The organism is Pseudomonas sp. MAFF 730105, assembly GCF_055380705.1.
Genome location: NZ_AP018438.1, coordinates 3,539,910 through 3,559,996 on the forward strand (window position 1 = coordinate 3,539,910; position 20,087 = coordinate 3,559,996).

The 20,087-nt window shown below is 63.3% G+C and carries 6 protein-coding genes and 4 pseudogenes; 8 read left to right on the plus strand and 2 right to left on the minus strand.

The features are described 5' to 3' along the window. Positions 1–80: 80 nt before the first annotated feature. From PCOSP_RS15485 to arsH, 6 genes and pseudogenes are all read left to right on the plus strand, one after another. Positions 81–1,178 (plus strand): annotated as a pseudogene (locus PCOSP_RS15485) (amino acid adenylation domain-containing protein); the annotation flags it as partial. After that, positions 1,178–9,481, plus strand: a pseudogene (locus tag PCOSP_RS15490) (amino acid adenylation domain-containing protein); the annotation flags it as partial. The pseudogenes PCOSP_RS15485 and PCOSP_RS15490, both read left to right, overlap by 1 nt. Before the next feature lie 126 nt (positions 9,482–9,607). Further along, positions 9,608–11,014 (plus strand): annotated as a pseudogene (locus PCOSP_RS15495) (amino acid adenylation domain-containing protein); the annotation flags it as partial. A gap of 108 nt (positions 11,015–11,122) precedes the next feature. Beyond that, positions 11,123–12,985 (plus strand): annotated as a pseudogene (locus PCOSP_RS15500) (thioesterase domain-containing protein); the annotation flags it as partial. Between the two features lie 73 nt (positions 12,986–13,058). Continuing rightward, positions 13,059–14,423 carry an MFS transporter gene (locus PCOSP_RS15505; protein WP_175362660.1) on the plus strand — a complete coding sequence of 455 codons (1,365 nt, stop codon included), beginning with the start codon at positions 13,059–13,061 and terminating at the stop codon, positions 14,421–14,423. Between the two features lie 221 nt (positions 14,424–14,644). Then, complete coding sequence (gene arsH / locus PCOSP_RS15510; RefSeq protein ID WP_139642744.1) at positions 14,645–15,358, plus strand: arsenical resistance protein ArsH; 714 nt, start codon at positions 14,645–14,647, stop codon at positions 15,356–15,358. Between the two features lie 47 nt (positions 15,359–15,405). On the opposite strand, the gene PCOSP_RS15515 is transcribed toward arsH, so the two are convergent. Beyond that, positions 15,406–17,016 carry an ATP-binding response regulator gene (locus PCOSP_RS15515; protein ID WP_175385072.1) on the minus strand — a complete coding sequence of 537 codons (1,611 nt, stop codon included), beginning with the start codon at positions 17,014–17,016 and terminating at the stop codon, positions 15,406–15,408. Positions 17,017–17,120: 104 nt separating this feature from the next. On the opposite strand from PCOSP_RS15515, the gene PCOSP_RS15520 reads away from it, so the two are divergent. Then, a complete protein-coding gene (locus tag PCOSP_RS15520) occupies positions 17,121–17,753 on the plus strand; it encodes a response regulator (RefSeq protein WP_139642747.1) in 633 nt (210 codons plus the stop codon). Positions 17,754–18,222: 469 nt separating this feature from the next. Next, positions 18,223–18,711, plus strand: coding sequence for a hypothetical protein (locus tag PCOSP_RS15525; RefSeq protein WP_139642750.1), 489 nt, complete (start codon positions 18,223–18,225; stop codon positions 18,709–18,711). A 167-nt stretch (positions 18,712–18,878) separates the two neighbouring features. Here PCOSP_RS15525 and PCOSP_RS15530 read toward each other — a convergent pair whose 3' ends face one another. Next, on the minus strand, positions 18,879–19,511 hold the full coding sequence (locus PCOSP_RS15530) for a response regulator transcription factor (RefSeq protein ID WP_139642753.1): 633 nt from the start codon (positions 19,509–19,511) through the stop codon (positions 18,879–18,881). Positions 19,512–20,087 lie beyond the last annotated feature (576 nt).

Here is a 20,087-nt window from a genome sequence, read left to right on the forward strand (position 1 = left end):
ACGAGCCGTTGCACAGCCTCTTCGAGGCCCAGGCTCGCCGCCGGCCCGACGCCCCGGCGATCCAGGACGACGCCGGCTCCATGAGTTACCGCCAGCTCGACCAGCGCGCCGAGCAACTGGCTCACTGGCTGGCCGCCCAGGGCATTGACGAAGGTGCCCGGGTGGCGCTGTGCCTGGAGCGTGGCCCGCGCCTGATCACGGCAATTCTGGCAATCCTGAAAAATGGTGCGACCTACGTGCCCATCGACACCGCTACTCCGGCGCAGCGCCAGCGCGCCCTGCTCGAGGATTGCGGCAGCGCCTGGTTGCTCGTTGACGAATGGCCGGCCACGCCGCTGGACGCTGCCATGGCGTGCCGGGTGCTGGTGCCGTGGGACTCGGACCTGTCCCTGGACGATGACGCGCCCCAGCGTCAGGTCAACGCGGCGCCGGCAAATGCCCCTGCCTACATCATGTACACCTCCGGTTCCACTGGCGTGCCCAAAGGCGTGCAAGTGCCGCACCGGGCCGTCATCCGACTGGTGCGCAACAACGGCTTTGCCGACTTCACCGCCCAGGACCGCATCGCACTGGCCGCCAACCCGGCCTTCGATGCCAGCACCCTCGAAATCTGGGGCGCCCTGCTCAACGGCGGCTGCCTGGTGGTCTGCCCGCGCCAGACCGTGCTCGACGCCGAGCGCTTGAATGAACACCTATTGCGCCACGAAGTCAGCGTGCTGTGGCTCACCGCCGGGTTGTTCCATCAGTTCGCCGACGCCCTCGCCCCGGCCTTCGCCGCCCTGCGCTTGTTGATGGTGGGCGGTGATGTGCTCGATCCGCGCTGCATCGAACGGGTGCTGCGCCGATCGCCCCCCGGACAATTGCTCAATGGCTATGGCCCCACCGAAAGCACCACCTTCGCCACCACCCATCGCATCACCCTTGAGGATGCACTGGCGGGCGACATTCCCATCGGTCGGCCCATCGGCAATACCCAGGTCTACGTCCTCGACGAGCAGCGCCAGCCGCTGCCCATCGGCGTCGCTGGCGAGCTGTACATCGGTGGCGACGGACTGGCCCTCGGTTACCTGAACCAGGCGCAATTGAGCGAAGAGCGCTTCGTCACCAACCCTTTCGCCCCGGTACGCGGCTGTACCGCACCGGTGATCTGGTGCGCTGGCGGGCCGACGGCGTGCTGATGTTCCTCGGACGTAACGACTTGCAGGTCAAGGTTCGCGGCTTTCGCATCGAGCTGGGGGAAATCGAAGCGCAGCTCAAGGCTCTGCCCGGCATCACCGAAGCGGTGGTGCGGGTCGACGCTCAGCAGCGCTTATTGGCCTATTTCAGTGCGACCCAGGCTCAACAGCCCGATGAGCTACGGGCCCGGTTGGCCGCGGTATTGCCCGACTATATGCTGCCGGCGGCCTTTGTGCACGTGGAGGCTTTTAGCCTGACCGCCAACGGCAAGCTGGACCGCCGCGCGCTGCCCGAGCCGAGTGAAAATCACTTCGCCCTGCAGCGCTACGAAGCACCGCAAGGCCCCGTAGAACATCGTCTCGCCGAGCTGTGGGCGCAAACCCTCGGCGTGCCGCGGGTGGGACGCCAGGACAACTTCTTTGCCCTGGGCGGGCATTCGCTGCTGGCGGTGCAGTTGGTCGAGCAGCTGCGGGTGGACGGTTGGGCCATCGATGTACGGACGCTGTTCGGCGCCCCTACGGTCGGCGCACTCGCGGCGATCCTGGCTGAACACGGCGAAACGCCGGCAGCCCCCCTTGACGTATCAGCCAGTTCCTTGCCAGCGGGCTGTACCCGGATCACCCCGGACCTGCTGCCCTTGGTGGACCTGACCCAGGCACAGATCGATCGGATCGTTGCCAATGTTGAAGGGGGCGCGGCCAACGTACAGGACATCTACCCCTTGGCCCCGTTGCAGGAAGGCCTGTTCTTTCATTATCTCTTGCAGGATCAGGGCGACACCTACCTGCTGCACACCACCCTGGCGTTTGACCAGGAGACCGGCCTGGACGCGTTCTGCGAAGCCTTGCAACGGGTCATCGCGCGTCACGACATCCTGCGCACCGCCCTGGCCTGGGAAGACCTGGACCAACCGGTGCAGGTGGTCTGGCGCACCGCGCCGCTGCCGGTCGAGGTCCTGCGTATCACCCAGGACGATGCGCTGGCGCAGTTGCAAGCCCATACCGACTCCCGCCAGCGACGCCTGGACATTCGCCAGGCGCCGTTGCTGCGGGTGGTCAAGGCATTCGACGCCGCGCAGCAGCGCTGGCTGTTGCAGGTCTTGCACCATCACCTGGTACTGGACCACACCACCCTGGAGCGCATGGTCGAAGAAATCGTCCTGATTCAACAGGGCCAGGACAGCGCACTGGGGGAACCGGTGCCGTTCCGCCGCTTCGTCGCGCACGCTCGGCGGAGCCAGGACCGCGTCCGACAGCAGGCGTTTTTCCAATCGATGCTGGCCGACGTCAGCGAGCCCACGGCCCCGTTCGGCCTGCTCGACGTGCAGAATACCGGCGCCCTTGATGAGGAACGCGCCCTTCTTGAACCGGCGCTGGCAACTGCCCTGCGCCAGGCCGCGCGTCGGCACCGGGTGGGGGTGGCCAGCCTCTTTCACCTGGCCATGGCGCTGGTGTTGGGCAAGGCCACCGGCCGCGCCGATGTGGTGTTCGGCACGGTGTTGCTGGGGCGACTGCAAGGGGTGCAAGGTGCCGACCAGGCATTGGGTGTGTTCATCAATACCCTGCCGCTGCGCATCGGTTTTGCACAGCGTTCGGTGGTCGACAGCCTGCAACACACCCATCAGGCGTTGTCGGCGCTACTCGAACATGAGCACACGCCATTGGCCTTGGCCCAGCGTTGCAGCGGCGTGCCGTCCGGTTCGCCGCTGTTTTGCGCCTTGCTTAATTTCCGCTACAGCCTGGAAGACACCCCGCACCAGCAGGTGGAGGGTATGCGCGTGCTCAGCACCGCCGAGCGCACCAACTATCCCTTCACCTTTTCCGTGGACGACCTGGGCCAGGGCTTCAGCCTGACCGCGCAAGTCGCCGGCACGGTGGGCGCGCAACGGGCCTGGAGCTTCATGCACTGCGCCCTGGTGAGCCTTGTCGAAGCCTTGGATAGCGACCCGCAGCGGCTTGCCCGCTGCCTCGACGTACTGCCGGCGCAAGAACGCCAGCAACTGGCGCGGTTCAACGCCACCCAGCGGGCCCAACCCGAGCGCGCCCTGCTGCACGCGCGCGTCGAAGCCCAGGCGCGTCTTACGCCTGCGGCCGTGGCGGTACGTTGCAAGGGTCGTGAGCTGACCTATGCCCAACTGGAGCGCCAAACCAATCTACTGGCTCGGCATCTGCAGGCACTCGGCGTCGGCCCCGACCAGCGGGTCGGCATCCATTTGCGCCGCAGCCCCGAACTGATCGTCGCGCTTTTCGCCGTGCTCAAGGCCGGCGGTGCGTATGTTCCGCTAGACCCGGCGTACCCGGCCCAGCGCCTGGCCTACATGCTCGAAGACAGCGCCCCGGTGGCAATCCTGACGATGGGCGATGCGCCGCTGACGCTGCCCCTCGCCAGCGATTGCCAGCGCCTGAACGTCGACGAGGTGCTGCGCGGCAACGACGCACCACAGGGCGTCGCGCCGTTGGGCGCGGGGCTTGAGCCCCATCACCTGGCCTACATAATTTACACGTCCGGTTCCACCGGGCAGCCCAAGGGCGCGATGATCGAGCACCGCAACGCGCGTAACTTCCTTGACTGGGCGCTGCGCAGCTTCAGTGCGCAAACCCTTGAGCGCAGCCTGTTCAGCACCTCGATCAACTTCGACCTGTCGGTGTTCGAGTCCTTCGCACCGCTGTCCTGTGGCGGCACCCTGGAACTGGTGGACGACGCCCTCGCCTTGCTCGATCAGCGCCCGGACCTGAGCCTGCTCAACACCGTGCCGTCGGCGCTCGACGCGCTGCTGCGCGCCGATGCCCTGGCGGCTTCGCTGGCGTGCGTCAACCTGGCCGGCGAGGCGTTGCCTCGGGCACTGGTGGAGCGGTTGTTCGCCGATAGCGCGGTGCGCCAGGTCAACAACCTCTACGGCCCGACCGAAACCACGGTCTATTCGACCTGGGTGTCGATGGACCGTGACCGTGGGTTCCTGCCGCACATCGGCCGGCCCATCGACAACACCCAGGTGCATGTCCTCGACGAGGCCCTGCAGCCATTGCCGGTGGGCGTGCCGGGCGAGCTGTACATCGGCGGTGCCGGCGTCGGGCGGGGTTACCATCGTCGCCCGGAACTGACCCAGGAGCGCTTCCTGGCCGACCCGTTCAGCAGCGACCCGACGGCGCGGCTGTACCGCACGGGCGACCTGGGTTTCTGGGATGCCGAGGGTCAACTCCACTACCTGGGACGCAACGACTTCCAGGTCAAGATCCGTGGCTTCCGCATCGAACTGGGGGAAATCGAAGCGGCTTTGCTGACATTGCCCCAGGTCAGCTCGGCGGCGGTGCTGGCACTGGCGCGCGAGGGTCGCGAGCCGGCGTTGGTGGCCTACGCCGTGGCGGCCGCCGATCATGGACCGCTGGTCGCGCCGGCCCTGCGCGATGCCCTGGCCGAGGTTTTGCCGAGGCACATGGTACCGGCCCTGATCGTACCGCTGGACAGCCTGCCGCTGACGCCAAACGGCAAACTCGACCGCGCGGCCTTGCCGCCCCCCGGCGAAGACGCTTGGAGTACCCAAGCCTACGAGGCACCGCGTGGCGAACAGGAATGCCTCATGGCCGAAATCTGGTGCGACCTCTTGGGCGTGGCCCGGGTGGGTCGACACGATGATTTCTTCGAGCTGGGTGGGCATTCGCTGCTGGCCGTGCAATGGGTTTCGCGGGTGCGCCAGCGCCTGGGCCTGGAACTGCCCCTGGCCGCCCTGTACGCGCACCCGAGCGTGGCCGGACTGGCACCGCTGCTGGCCAACGCGACATGCAGTGTCCTGACCGGCATTCCCGTGTTGCCGCAGGCAGCAGCGCGGCCCTTGTCATTCGCCCAACAGCGGCTCTGGTTCATCGCACGGTTGGATGCCCAGGCCAGCGCCGCCTATCACATCAGCGGTGCCCTGCAATTGGATGGAGAGTTGGACGAAAACGCCCTGCGCAGTGCCCTGACGCGTATCGTCGAGCGCCACGCGGTGCTACGCACGCGGTTCATCGAGCAGGACGGCGAAGTCCATCAGGTCATAGACCCCACGCCACGCTGGGATTATGAACGGGTGGAGCTGGCCGAAGCCGCCGACTTGCAGCCCGCCATGGCCCTAGAAGCCGCTCGGCCCTTCGATCTGAGCGAGGGTCCGCTGCTGCGGGTGTGGTTGGCGCGCCAGCGTGTCCATCGCCACGTACTGCACGTGACCTTGCACCACATCATTGCTGACGGGTGGTCCATCGGCGTGCTGATCGACGAGCTCTCGGTTCTGTACAAAGCTTTCCACGGCAACGCACCCGACTCGCTCGCGCCCCTGGCCATTCAATACGCCGACTACGCCGCCTGGCAACGTGAATGGTTGGCCGGGGAGCGTGGCGCCAGGCAGTTGGCCTATTGGCTCGAACACCTGCGCGAGGCCCCGGAACGGGTCGACCTGCCCACCGACCGCCCGCGGCCGCCGCGCCAGGATTTCGCCGGTGCGCGCCTGGAGGTGGCCCTGGATGAGTCCACCGCTTCGGCGCTCAAGGCGCTGGGGCGGCGCCACGGCACGTCGTTGTACATGACGCTGTTGGCGGCCTGGTCCGTGGTGGTGGCGCGCCTGTCCGGCCAGACGCGAGTGGTGATCGGCACCCCGGTGGCCAACCGCACGCGCAGCGAAGTGGAGCCGCTGATCGGCTTTTTCGTCAACACCCAGGCATTGTGTGTGGACTTGAGCGGCGCACCGGAAGTCGGCCAGTTGCTGGCCCAGGTCCGCGAGCATGCCTTGCAGGCCCAAGCCCACCAGGACGTCCCGTTCGAGCATGTGGTCGAGGCGCTCAACCCGCCGCGCTCTCTGGCTCATACGCCGGTGTTTCAGCTGATGTTCGCCTGGCAGAACGCGCCTCGCAGCAGCCTGGACCTCGACGGCTTGAGCCTCACGCCCCTGGCCGGCGAGCAGGCCACCGCGCCGTTCGATCTTTCCCTGGAACTCTACGAAGCCGAGGGACGGATCGTCGGCGGGCTCAACTACGCCACCGCCCTGTACGACTGCGCCAGCATCAGCCGGCATTGGTCCTATCTGGTCCAGGTGCTGCGTCAGTTCATCGCCGACGATCGCCAGGCGGTCACGCACCTGGCACTGGTCGACGCCGACGAACGCCAGCGCCTGCTGCACCAGCTCAACCCGGCGCCGACGCCATTTCCTGAAGCGGGCTGGGTGCACCGCCCCTTCGAACGTCAAGCGCTGCTGCAGCCTGACGCCATTGCCGTCGAACTGCATGGGCGCGGCTTGAGCTATGGGGAACTGGACCGCCAGGCCAACCACTTGGCCTGGGCAATGATCGACCAGGGTGCAGGGCCCGGCCAACGCGTGGCCATCCACCTGCCCCGTAGCCTGGAAATGGTGCTGGCCCTGGTTGCCACGCTCAAGACCGGGGCGGCCTACGTGCCGCTCGACCCCAGCCAGCCGATTGCCCGTCGGCAAGGCATCCTCGACGATTGCCAGCCCTGCCTGCTGCTGTGGGATGTCGAGCGCGTCGAGGCCTTGCAGACTGGCGAGGGCTGCCGCACGTTGTCCGTCCGCCTCTCGGCCACCGCGACACCAGCCCCCGCCGCACCACCGCTGGGGCAACCGAACCCGGACGATCTGGCGTACGTCATGTACACCTCCGGCTCTACCGGCCTGCCCAAGGGTGTCGCCATGGGGCATCTGGCTCTGAGCAACCTGTTGACCTGGCAGGCTGGCCAGGCGCTGCCCGGTGCCGCGCGCACCCTGCAATTCGCCGCGCTGGGCTTCGACGTGGCCTTCCAGGAAGTGTTCTCCACCCTGGGCAGCGGCGGTACGCTGGTGCTGCTGGAAGAGACCCGGCGCCTGGACCTCGCCGCCCTGCCGCAGTGGCTCTGCGAGACCCGCATCGAGCGCCTGTTCCTGCCGTACATTGCCCTGGCGGCACTGGCCGAGCGCTGGAGCGAAGCGCCGCTGGCATTGCCGGCGCTGCGCGATGTGATCGTTGCCGGCGAAGCCTTGCGCATCACCGCGGCGCTGCGCGCGTTTTTCCTCCGGCATCCCCAGGCGCACCTGCATAACCACTACGGTCCGACCGAAACCCATGTGGTCTGTGCCCATACCTTGGGCGATGATCCCGAGCAATGGGCCGACGTACCGGTGATCGGTCGGCCGATTGCCAACACCCAGGTGTGCCTGCTGGACGCACATGGCCAGTGGGTGCCCCAAGGGGCCGTGGGTGAGCTGCATGTGAAGGGCCTGGCCCTGGCCCAAGGCTACCTGAATCGACCGGACCTGACCGCCGAGCGCTTCATTGAATACCCCTTAGACCCACGCTCCGAAGCACGCCTGTACAAAACCGGCGACCTGGCGCGCTGGACCGCCGAGGGGACCTTGCAATACCTGGGACGCAACGACTCGCAGGTCAAGATCCGCGGTTATCGGGTCGAGCTGGCCGAGGTGGAGAGTCGCCTCGATCAAGTGCCCGGCATTCGCGAGTCGGTGGTCGTCGTGCAACCGGGCGAACATGGGGAGCCCCGCCTGGTGGCCTATTTCAGCGCCGCCCAAGCGCTGTCACCATTGGCGTTGCGCAGCCAGTTGAGCGAACGCCTGCCGGAGTACATGTTGCCAGGTGCCTTCGTGCAACTGGCGAGCCTGCCGCTGACCGGCAATGGCAAGGTCGATCGCCTGCGCCTGCCGGTCCCAACGCCCGAGTCATTCGCCCAGACGCCTTACAGCGCGCCGCGAGGCGAGTTGGAAGCCAGTCTGGCGGCGATCTGGAGTGAACTGCTTGGCGTCGAGTCGATTGGCCGGGAGGATGACTTTTTCGCCCTCGGCGGGCATTCGCTGCTGGCGTTGCGTTTGCTCGCCCAGGTCCGCCATCGGTTGGGTCTGGAAGTGCCGCTTTCGGCGGTCTTCGCCCAGCCGCGCCTGCACGCCTTGGCCACGCTGCTTGGCGGCTCCGTCCACAACCGCCAGGAACCGTTGCCGGAGGCTGATCGCAGTCAACCGCTACCGCTGTCGTTCGCCCAGCAAAACCTGTGGTTGATCCAGCAGCTCAATCCGGATTCGACAGCGGCCTTCAACATGCCGGCCGGTTTGCGCTTGCGTGGCCAATTGAATGAAAACGCCCTGCGTCGGGCCCTTGACCGCATCGTGGCGCGCCATGAAAGCCTGCGCACGCGCTTCGTCAGCCTGGCCGGACATGCGCGACAGGTGATCGACCCGCCCGCTGCCTTGCCGCTGGTCAGCCTGGACCTGAGTACCGCCGGCGCGACGGATTGGCAGGTCGATTGCGCCGAAGAAGCCGACCGGCCCTTCGACCTCACCTGTCAATGGCCGGTCCGTGCCCGCCTGCTGCGCCTGAGCACTGATGACCACATCCTGCTGGTAACCGTGCACCATCTGGTCTCGGACGGCTGGTCCATGGGGGTGCTCACCGACGAATTCTCCCGCCTCTACCAGGCCTTCAGCCAGGGCCGGGACGATCCATTGCCGGCGCTGGCGCGCCAGTACGGCGACTACACCCTGTGGCAACGCCACTGGCTGCAAGGCGATGAACTGCAGCGCCAGCGTGCCTACTGGACTGCACACCTGGGCGCCGCACCGAGCTGCGTCACCCTACCCACCGACCGGCCACGTCCGCCGCGGCTGGATTACGCGGGGGCCAGCTTGCCAGTGCATATCGACGCGGAACTGACCCGGGGTCTCAAAACCTTGAGCCAGCGCCATGGCGTCACCTTGTACATGACCTTGCTGGCCGCCTGGTCCGTGGTGGTCAGTCGCCTCTCGGGCCAAGCCCAGGTGGTCATCGGCTCACCCGTCGCCAACCGTGCCCGGGTCGAGCTGGAACCGTTGATCGGCTTCTTCGTCAACTTCCAGGCCCTGTGCATCGACCTGGACGAAGGGCCGCGGGTCGACGCGCTGCTGGCCCAGGTCAGGGCGCTCGCCCTCGCCGCCCAGGACCATCAGGACTTGCCCTTCGAGCAGGTCATCGAAGCCCTCAACCCACCGCGGTCGCAGGCCCATAACGCAGTGTTCCAATTGATGCTGGCCTGGCAGAACGCGCCCCGTGGGGAGCTTGACCTGGGCAACGGCTTGCAGCTGGAAAGCGTGGGCGCACCCGTGACCACGGCCAAGTTCGACCTGGCGCTGGACGTCCATGAGGCCGACGGCGTGATCCAGGGCGGTTTCAATTACGCCACTGCGCTATTCGATGCTGCTACCGTGACGCGCCATTGGCATGCGCTGTTGGCGGTGCTGCGGGCCATGGTCGCCGACGATCGACAGACCGTGACCAGCATCGACTTGCTCAGCCGGACCGAACGCCAAAAGTTGCTCGACGGTTTCAACCCGGTCGTCCGCGTAGAGCCGGCGACGGGCGAACGCCTGCACCAGCGTTTCGAGGCCCAGGCGGCGCGCCGAGGCGATGCCATTGCACTCCAATACGGCACGCAGACCCTCAGTTATCGGGCGCTCAACCAGCGCGCCAACCGCCTGGCTCATCGCCTGCGGGAGCTGGGTGTCGGCCCGGACATCCGTGTGGCGATCCACGCCGAGCGCGGCTTGGACATGCTCATTGGCATCCTGGCCAGTCTCAAGGCCGGCGGCGCCTATGTGCCGCTGGACCCGGTCTATCCCGCACAACGCTTGAACTTCATCCTTGGCGACAGCAGCCCCCGGGTGGTGCTGACCCTCGGGGCACTACCGCCAGCGCTGCAGGTGCCTGCCGCCTGCACGGTGCTGTCACTGGACCCGCACCGCGGCAACTGGAGCGAGCAGCCCGGGACAGACCTGCCCGCCGATCCCCAGGCCAGCGATGCCGACCTGGCATACATCATCTACACCTCCGGTTCCACCGGCGTGCCCAAGGGCGTGATGATTGAACACAGCGCGGTACTGCGACTGTTCAGTGCTACCGAAGGCTGGTTCGGCTTCAACGAACGGGACGTCTGGACGCTGTTCCATTCGTTCGCGTTCGACTTCTCGGTCTGGGAAATCTGGGGCGCGCTGCTGCATGGCGGCCGGCTGGTGGTGGTGCCGTACTTGACCTCACGCAGTCCGCAGGGCTTCTACGACCTGTTGGTAGACGCTGGCGTCACGGTCCTCAACCAGACCCCTAGCGCCTTCTATGCCTGGATGAAGCAGACCCGCGCCGAGCCCCATCGCCTGCGCTGCATCGTGTTCGGTGGGGAAGCACTCGACGGCGCCGCGCTGCGGCCCTGGTTCGCGCGGCCGGACAGTCACCGTACACAACTGGTGAATATGTACGGCATCACCGAGACCACGGTGCACGTCACCTATCAACCGATTGAAGCCGCCGACTGCGACGCCGACACCGGACTGGTGCCCATCGGCCGGCCGATCCCGGACCTGCGGATCTATTTGCTCGATGAGCATGGCGAGCTGGTGCCCCAAGGCGTGGTCGGCGAGATCCACGTTGCCGGGCCCGGCCTTGCCCGGGGTTACCTGAACCGACCGGCCCTGGATGCCGAACGCTTCCAGCCAGCGCGGTTCGCCGGAAGTCGCGGCGAGCGGCTCTACAAGACCGGCGACCTGGCCCGCTGGACCGCCGACGGCCGGTTGCAGTACCTGGGCCGTAACGACCAGCAGGTCAAAGTGCGCGGCTTTCGCATCGAGCTGGGGGAAATCGAAGCGCGCCTGGCGGCGCTGGACGGCGTGCGCTCAGCCGTGGTGCTGGCGCGCCAGGACGAGCCGGGTGATCCGCGCCTGGTCGCTTACCTGCTGGCCAAGCCGGGTGGCGACCTGGCACCGGGTGCGCTGCGCGCGGCCCTGGCCGAACAGCTGCCAGCGCACATGCTGCCCGGCGCCTATGTCCAGTTGCAAGAATGGCCGCTGACTGCCAACGGCAAACTTGATCGACGTGCCTTACCAGCGCCAGACCACCAGGCTCTGCAACAACGCCCCTACACACCGCCCCGCGGCGCCACGGAAACCCGTCTGGCGCAACTGTGGTCGCAATTGCTGGGAGTCGAGCAGGTCGGCCGCGAAGACAACTTCTTTGCCCTCGGCGGGCATTCATTGCTGTTGGTGCAACTGCTCGACGGTCTACGCGCGCAAGGCCTGGACGTCACCGTTGGGGCGCTTTTCAACGCCGAGGACCTGGAGGCACTGGCCAGTCAGGTGGTGACGCGGGACGCCGCTGGCCCCCAGGGCCTGCTATGTATTCGTCCGGGCAGCGGCCGCCAGCCGCCGCTGTTCTTCATCCACGAAGGCACCGGCGAAGCGCTGCCCTATGAACGGTTGGCCCGCCACCTGGACCCGGAGCTTGGTCTCTACGCCGTGCAGGCCGCAGCCGAGCTGGAAGACGGTGTCGACAACCCGACCCTCGCCAAGCGCTACATCACGCTGTTGCGCGCTGTTCAGCCCGACGGTCCTTATCGGCTGGCGGGCTGGTCGGCCGGCGGTGTGCTGGCCTATGAAATGGCGCGGCAACTGCTGGGCGAGGACGAGCAGGTGGCGTTCCTCGGGCTGATCGACAGCAGCCAGCCAGGGGCGCTGCGGGCGCCGGTGTTGCCCTTCAGCCTCGGCGAAAGCGATCTGCGCGAGCAGTTGCTTGGCTATCTGGCCACCCAGCAGGTCGATGAGGACCAGCAGGTGCCATGGCACAGCGGCCTGGACCTCGACGCCGTGCTCGCCACGGCGCGCACCCGCGGTTGGTTGCCGCCCGCCTTCAATCGCCCGGCACTGATCCGCCGGGCGCGCTTGAACCTGACCTTGCGCAACGCCATGGTTCGCTACCGGCCGGCGCCACTGGGCTTGCCGGTGCATCTGTTCAGTGCGGTTTTGGCGCGTCCCGAGTTGATCGGCACCCGCGACCTGGGCGCCGACTGGCGAGCGCTGCTGGGCCCGGACTTGGTGGAACAGCGGGTCGCCGGCGATCACTGGTCGATCATGCGCGATCCGACGCATCTGCAAGGCCTGGCGGCTGCCCTGGAGCGGGCACTGGCACAGAGCGAGGCGCATCCGCTTCAATCTGCCGCCAGCCGTGCCAGCCTGACGTTGCAAACCGGCTCGCCCACTGCGCCCTGCTTGTTCATGGTGCCGGGCGCAGGCGCCAACGTGAGCAGTTTCGTGCCTTTGGTGCGCCAGCTGGATGCACGGTTGACGGTGATCGGGCTGCAAGCCCGTGGCCTCGATGGCCGTAGCGAACCCCATAGGTCGGTGCAAGCGGCGGCCCGCGCCTACGTGCGGGAAATCCGAGCCCAGGTGCCACAGGGTCCCTACTACCTGCTGGGACATTCGTTCGGCGGCTGGCTGGCCTTTGAAATCGCCCGCCAGTTGCAGGCGAGCGGTGCGCAGGTGGCACCGCTGTTGCTGATCGACAGCCGTGTACCGGGCAAGCGCATGGCCCGCGATGCCCGCGAGGCCTTGGGGCGTTACGTGGCGTTGCTGGAACTCGACGCCGGATGCAGCCTGGAGCTTGATCTGGACACCCTGGCGAATCAGGAGCCGGAAGAACAATGCGCTACGTTGCTGGAGCGCATGCAGGCTGTCGGCTTGATGCCGGCACAGGCCAGAGCCACGTCACTGCTCGGCCCGCTGCGGGTGTTCCAGGCCAACCTGGCGACCGACTACCAGCCGACACCAGCCTACCCGGGCCCCGTCGTACTGCTGCAAGCCGAGCATGGCCGCCGACCACCACCGCCAGTCGAACAGCACTGGAGTGCCGTTGCCCTGGACTGCCAACAGTGCGTGATCGCCGACTGCGACCACCTGTCGATCCTCAAGGCACGATCGGCCCCCACCCTGGCCGCTCACCTACGCCACCATTGGCCCGCGCTGGAGGCGCCGTTATCCCATGAAGATTGATGCAGGCTCAGATACATCGTTTCCCCGCAACACGCGCGCGACTGCTCGCGAAGCGGGCACTGAGTCGCCGTTTATGTCGACTGACCCATCGCCATCGCGAGCAGGCTCGCTCCCACAAGCGGCGCGGGAGATTCGCCCCTGGCTGTGGGCCTGGCTCGGCCAGGTCGCGTCAACCCTGGGATCGGCCCTGGCGGCTTTCAGCCTGGGCATCTGGTTGTTGCAGCAACACGCCAGCGTCACCGACTACGCCTGGGTCATCGCCCTGTCGGCGTTGCCCGGCCTGCTTCTGGCACCGCTGGCCGGCTGGCTGGTGGACCGTTGCGAGGCACGGGCGATTTTGCTCGGTGTCGAATGCTGCAGCGGCCTCGCCGCGCTGGTGCTGTGGTGGCTGTTCGACCAAGGCGCGTTGGATCACAGCCAGGTGTATGCCTTCGCCGCGGTCAACTCCAGTGCCCAGGTGCTGCGCATGCTGGTCTGCCAGGCGGCGATCCCGCGCTTGCTGCACAGCCCTCGCGCCATCGGACGGGCCAACGGCTTGATGCAACTGATGGTCGGCTTGCCGCAACTGCTCGCGCCGACCCTGGCGGCACTACTGCTGGGTGCTGTCGGTGTTTCCGGGGTGCTGTGGCTGGATGTGGGCGCGGTGCTGTTTTCTGCGGGCATCCTGATATGGCTGGCGGTAGTCGCTTCGGCGCTGCGCATCAGTGGCACGGGCCGCGTCGCGTCCACCGACGGCGTGCCGACTGCACTGGCGGTGCTGCGCGCCCGCCCGGCGCTGTGGGCATTGTTGGCCTACCTGGCGTTGGAACACCTGATGCTCGGCCTGGCCTCGGCGCTGATGTCACCTCTGGTGATGGAGCGCCATTCGGTGCTGGTGCTGGGCACTGTGATGACCTGTGGCGGCCTGGGCATGCTCGCCGGCTCGTTGTGGGTGGTGGCCAGGCCACCGGCGCGGCTGATCCGTACCGTATTGCTCGCGGACCTGTTGCTGGGGGCCAGCGTGCTGGGTATTGGCATCAGTGACTCGCCGGTGCTGCTGTACGCAGCGGCTTTCGTCGCGTTTGGCTGCTTCTCGCTGAGCACCAGCAGCGACCAGAGCTTCTGGCAACGCAGCCTGCCTGCCGAAGTGCTGGGGCGCGTCCTGTCGACGCGGCAGATGGTTTGCCTGCTGGCAATGCCGATTGGTGCACTGGGCGCCGGGACCCTGGCGGACGGTTGGGCGATCCCGCTGTTGAGCGCTCCCGGTGATTGGCAGGACGCGCTCGCCCCGCTGCTGGGCAGCGGCAAGATCGGCGGCTTGAGTTTGCTGTTTGCCATCGCCGGGCTTTTGTATGTGCTACTGGCCTGTCTCGGTCTGCTCATCACGCCGCTACGGCGGCTGGCACCAGGATGGACGCCTGCGCTTGCGCCGTTTGCGCCCGACGCGGGACCTTGTTGAATCTGCCAACCCTGGCCTCGCAAGGAAACGGCATGATCGAACCGGTGTGCTTTACGATATATTCGAAAATACGTATATTCGATTTTCCATATGTAAAAAGGTTGTGACCGCCCCGATCAAAGTCCTGTTCGAACCTGGTCAGCATCGTGCCCCATTGGGGCATCGGTGCGCGTAACGATCAACCGGAGCAGTGCCTGGGTGGTGTCGCCTCAGGAGTTTATATGCAGGATTCACTGCCGAACGTACAGGCCGATCTCATCGACATTCCCACCCTGGAGCAACTGACGCCACGCACGCCCTCAGTTCACAAGCCTCGAATCCTCCTTCTCTATGGATCGACACGAGAGCGTTCCTTCAGCCGGTTGGTGACTCAGGAAGCCGCAAGCCTTCTGGATGAGTTTGGCGCCGAAACTCGAATCTTCGATCCATCCGGCCTACCCCTACCGGATGATGCGCCCGACAGCCACCCCAAAGTCCTGGAACTGCGCGAACTGATGCAATGGTCGGAAGGCCAGGTTTGGTGCTCTCCTGAGCGGCACGGCTCCATGAGTGCGGTATTCAAGGCACAGATTGACTGGGTGCCTTTGGCGATGGGGGCTGTGCGCCCTACGCAGGGGAAGACGTTGGCAGTGATGCAAGTGTGTGGTGGTTCGCAATCTTTCAACGTGGTCAATCAGTTACGGGTACTCGGTCGTTGGATGCGCATGTTCACCATCCCGAATCAGTCCTCGGTGCCGAAGGCCTTTACCGAGTTCGATGATGCAGGCCGCATGAAACCGTCCTCGTACTACGACCGCCTGGTTGACGTAATGGAAGAGCTGATGAAGTTCACATTGCTGTTGCGAGACCGCCAGGACTACCTGGTCGATCGTTATTCGGAGCGCAAGGAATCCGCGGTGGAACTCTCCAAGCGAGTCAACCAGCGATCTATTTGAAGTCTCGGCTGATAATACTTATATGGGTCACCTGCACAATGCGCCCGTTAATGACTCTCTCTGGCAAAATGCTTAGTCAGTTCAAGCAATGTCGCCCGTAGCTCCGGCGGACGTACGGGCTTTGCCAGAACCGAGATATTCATGTTGTGCAACGCGTGACGGATTCTTTCAATTTCATGGCCCGTCATGATCATTGCCGGAACTTCCCAACCACGCTGCTCGCGAATCGCCGCTATACACTCGGAGCCCGAGATCTTCGTCCCCAAATCGAAGTCCGCGATGATGATGTCGCAGTCGCTGGTCACGTTCACTCCATCACCGTGGGTCTCGACCTCACAGCCCCATTTTTCCAACAGCGCGGACGTTGCCATCAACACGTTGGGATCATCCTCTACCAGGCACACCCGCAAACCCTGTAAGCGGCTATGCGTAGGTGCAGCGCGGTTCGGCTCCACCCTTGGCGCGACCCTTTCCAATCCTGTGATCGTGGCACGAGTCCCTTTACCGAGCCTTGAATCCAGCTGAATATCCAGCTTGAGCAAGTGGCTGATACGCTTGACGATCGACAATCCCAACCCCAGGCCTTCAACGTCCTTGTCACGTACGTGACGCACCCGATAGAACTCTTTGAATACCTCAGGCAGATGCTCGCTGGCTATGCCCCGTCCTTTGTCGTAGATGACGATGGACAGCCCCCGGTCTTTGGGCCTTACGCCAATCAATACCGGTTGGCCTGGCGCATATTTGAGCGTGTTGGAAACCAGATTCTGCACCATAGTCGCTAACAGGCCGGCATTGGCATTGACCCAATGCTGACAGGGTCGCAAGCGCAATTCGACACCTGCCCAACGGGCGGCTTCAGTGTTTTGCTTGACCACGTCTTGAAGCAACGCACCCAAGTGTACGGATTCGGACTTCGGCTCGAGCTGCCCGTTGTCGAGCGTGTAGATATCCAGGATCGAACGGAACAGTTGTGACACGGTATGCAGTGAGCGATCGATGTTATCGACCAGGCGCAGCTCCTCCAGGCCCAGCTTGGCGTCACGCAGGCAAGCGGTGAACAGACCGATGGAATGGATTGGTTGGCGCAAGTCATGGCTGGCTTGGGCGAGGAACCGGGACTTCTCATGATTAGCGGCAATGGCCTCTTCCGAAGCAATCCGGGTGCGGGTCAACAGGATGTGCGCGTAGGCGGGAACCACGATGGTGGTGACGATCAGCATAAGAAACATATAGGGCTGTCCGCGCCAGAACGGCGTGAACAGGAAAATCAAGACCAGCATGCCAAGGGCTATCAGCGTCGCCGCTGCCAGGTAGCGCGAACCGAAGCGCATGCCATTGCCCAACGTAACCCAAAGCAAAGCAGCGTACACCGGCAATGCCCCTTCCCCACCCACGTTCAGGGCAAACGCAATCCCCGAGTAGTCGTGGGCCATTGCAAACAGCCGACGCCAGAAAAAGTGTCCCGGCCAGCGCTTGATCGCCATGCGCAGCGGGATCGCAACACTGATGAAAAAAGCCATGTACCACATGATAGGGGTATACGTGGCGAAATCACTGGAGGGCAGGCAGGCCACCACGATGATATAGAGCGAGGCACAGGTGCTGACCGTCAACCGTAATGTCGCCTGGTCAAGCTCACTGTTCTTTTCCGTCATTGTCACGGGAATATTCCATTATGAAGAGTTGTTTCAAGGTTGAAACCCAAAGTTCCTGTTTAGGTTACGATGCATGGACTTTAAGGTCAGGAGGATCTTGGGCCATGACATGCAGAGTCATTGTGGCGGATGACCATCCGTTGTTTCGCGAGGGTATGCTCAGGACCATAGAAAGACTTCTACCTGCGGCGCACATCGAACAGGCTGGCAATCTGGATGAAGTGCTGACACTGGCGCGAACTGGCGTGGAGGTGGATTCACTGATTCTTGACCTGCGCTTTCCAGGTATCAAATCGTTACAGGTCATCGGCCAGTTACGCGCCGAGTTCAAGCGCACCTCAATCATTATCGTCTCGATGGTAGAAGACATGGATGTCATTTCCCAGGTAATGGCCTTGGGTGCGGACGGTTTCATCGGCAAGAATGTCGATCCGACCAGCATTGCCGAAGCCATCATGGCGATTCGCGAGGGTGAAGTGGTCGTCAAGTACCAATCGGAAAACTCGGTCGTGGACGATGTGGTCGCCCAGCTCACTGCGAGACAGCGGCAAGTGCTCGGCCTGATCGCTGCGGGCAAGACCAACAAGGAAATAGCCAAGGAGCTGGGCATTTCGCCGTTCACCGTACGCATCCATGTCTCCAGCTTGCTCAAAGCCTTGAATGTTCCCACCCGCGCGGCCGCGGCCGCGCAGTTCGCCAACTTTCCAACCAGTGGGGGCTGGTCAGCAAAAACTTAAGATTAGGTTCTGTACGAAAAGCCTTGATACTCGTTCATGCTGCCTTGAAAACAGCCTCAGAATGCTCATGTACTCCAGTACAGTCGGACGCGACCCCGGGCGTTCCTCGGCTGTTTTCGCCTTGCCTGACCTTCGTCTCAAGACTTTTCGTACAGAACCTAGGAAGCAGGTTCGCCGTAACTACAGCGAACGAGTTATCGACCCTGTATGCGATCCTCGCCATAGCACACGTGTACTATAGCGTCGATCCGCCCTCCCGCCCTAAGCTGTAAAGGCTCGATAAAGAGTCTTTACAACAGCCTCATGCAATATAACAAACACGCCGTGCGTCGTTTGGCATAACTGCGCACGATGCAAAAAACATGATGAGCGAATCCCGTTGACAAACATCAACGCGGAGTAAGCGCGAGCTCGACTAACCACCTGGCCAGTTGAAATGGAAGGGCCGGCAATTACTAAGGTAAGTATTATGTCTCTCAACTACGGAAGAGCCCTTAAAAACGGAATAGCACTGTGCTTGCTGGCCGGCGCCCTCAGCGGTTGCACGAATACGGGCGACCTGATGAACTCCTTGAATCCGGGCGCTAAAAAATATGACACCGTTTACTTGAAACAAACGATCATTCCAGGCAAAACAACCAAAAGCCAAATCAGCCAAATGTTCGGCGCACCCGCCAGTGAAGAGCTGAACTCGACGAGTACAAACAACGAGTCGAACTGGACCTATGACAAGCGCGAAGAGGGCTTGGACAAATACATGAAACTGGCTCACAAATATGTCTCGACCGAGACCAGCCTGAAAATGTATGACGCCTCCGCGCAAGCCTCGAAGGCACAAGGCGTTGCTAACGATGTGAGCAGCGTAACCGGCACGAGAACAGGCCAAAGCCAGACTCAAGGCACCGTCCTGACGATTTATTTCGAGGACGACGTTGTGAAGTATTACCGGATCTATTAATGGATAACACTCGTTGAGTTTCTTCCCGAAAAAGGGACGCTTCGATGCTTGTATCCAATAAGATGCGGACCACGGGTGCTGGCATTTGTCAGCACCCTGATGACAGGGTGTGATACCCCATACGTTGGCTACGGTTGCCAGCGCGATATCAATACTCGGTCGCCTGACTAACGCACGGGGCCAATGGTCTGGCGACCCGCAAAACGCGCAGCGGCCACCGCTCTGTTGGGCACGTTTAGCACACGTATCAGCGAAGAAACATGGATCCGCACTGTGAAGGGAGAAATTTCAAGCGCCGCGGCGATCTGTTTGTTGGTCTTGCCTTGAGCAATCAGTTGCCAGACCTCCCTCTGCCTGAGGGTTAACCTGCTCATGTCGTCATCCAAATCCGGCGGCATAGGATCCGAAGACTCGTATTTGACCAGTACCTCGCCACTTCGAATGCTCGAAATGGCCTTGCCAACTTCCTCTGAAGAAAGGCTCTTGCCGACAAACCCGTTTACACCTGCACTCATGACTTGCTCGACAGTTTCACCGTCATCAACTGTCGACACGACGACTACTTTGACGTGCTTTATTTCCTGACGCAATTGTGCCAAGTCTCCAACTGAACTTAGCCCAGGAAGACGCATGTCAAGAATTAATGCATCAAGGGAGCGTCCATCGACTATCAGGGCTCGTACTTCTTCAAGGCTCCCGGCTTGTTCGATCAACGCGCCAGGTATTAAGCGTTCCAACAATACCGTCATCCCTTCGCGAAACAGCGGATGCTCGTCTGCGACGATAATTCGGCAGCTCATATCACAAAACACACGACGTCCATTCGAGTAAAAACACCATCCGATGATGTCCGACTCACACGACTTAGGATATAGAACACCTGACCTAGCACATTTGTACTATGAGCTTCTGCACTGCCGTCCGGAACGGACTTGGACGGCCCTCGGAGCTTCATATTATTGATGATGGCCTTGCATTCTACGGGTTAAGACTTCACCGCGCCCCTCTCTCTTCAAAAAAAACTCCCCCGATTTAATCATTATCCTAGCCCTGCCAGACGCAGTCCCTGCATGAAAAAAATGACACATTCAAGGGTCAATTTTGAAAAAAATAATAGTGTCCGCCCGCATGGTTTTCTTTGCTTCCGCTGAGGCGGCTCAAGAGCCCGAAGGCGCATTCAACCGTAGCTGCGCGATGTGTCACAGCGGCCAACTCCCGGCCTCTCCCAAGAAAGGCAATCCATCCGGATGTCGAAGTAACTTAGCCGAGCTGTACGGCGCAAAGCGCGCCTCACATGAAAGCTCGTCAAGTATGTGCCTACGTGATACCTCCTAGCAGAAACACCGATTGGTTGGGAGGCGAATGTTCGCCTTATC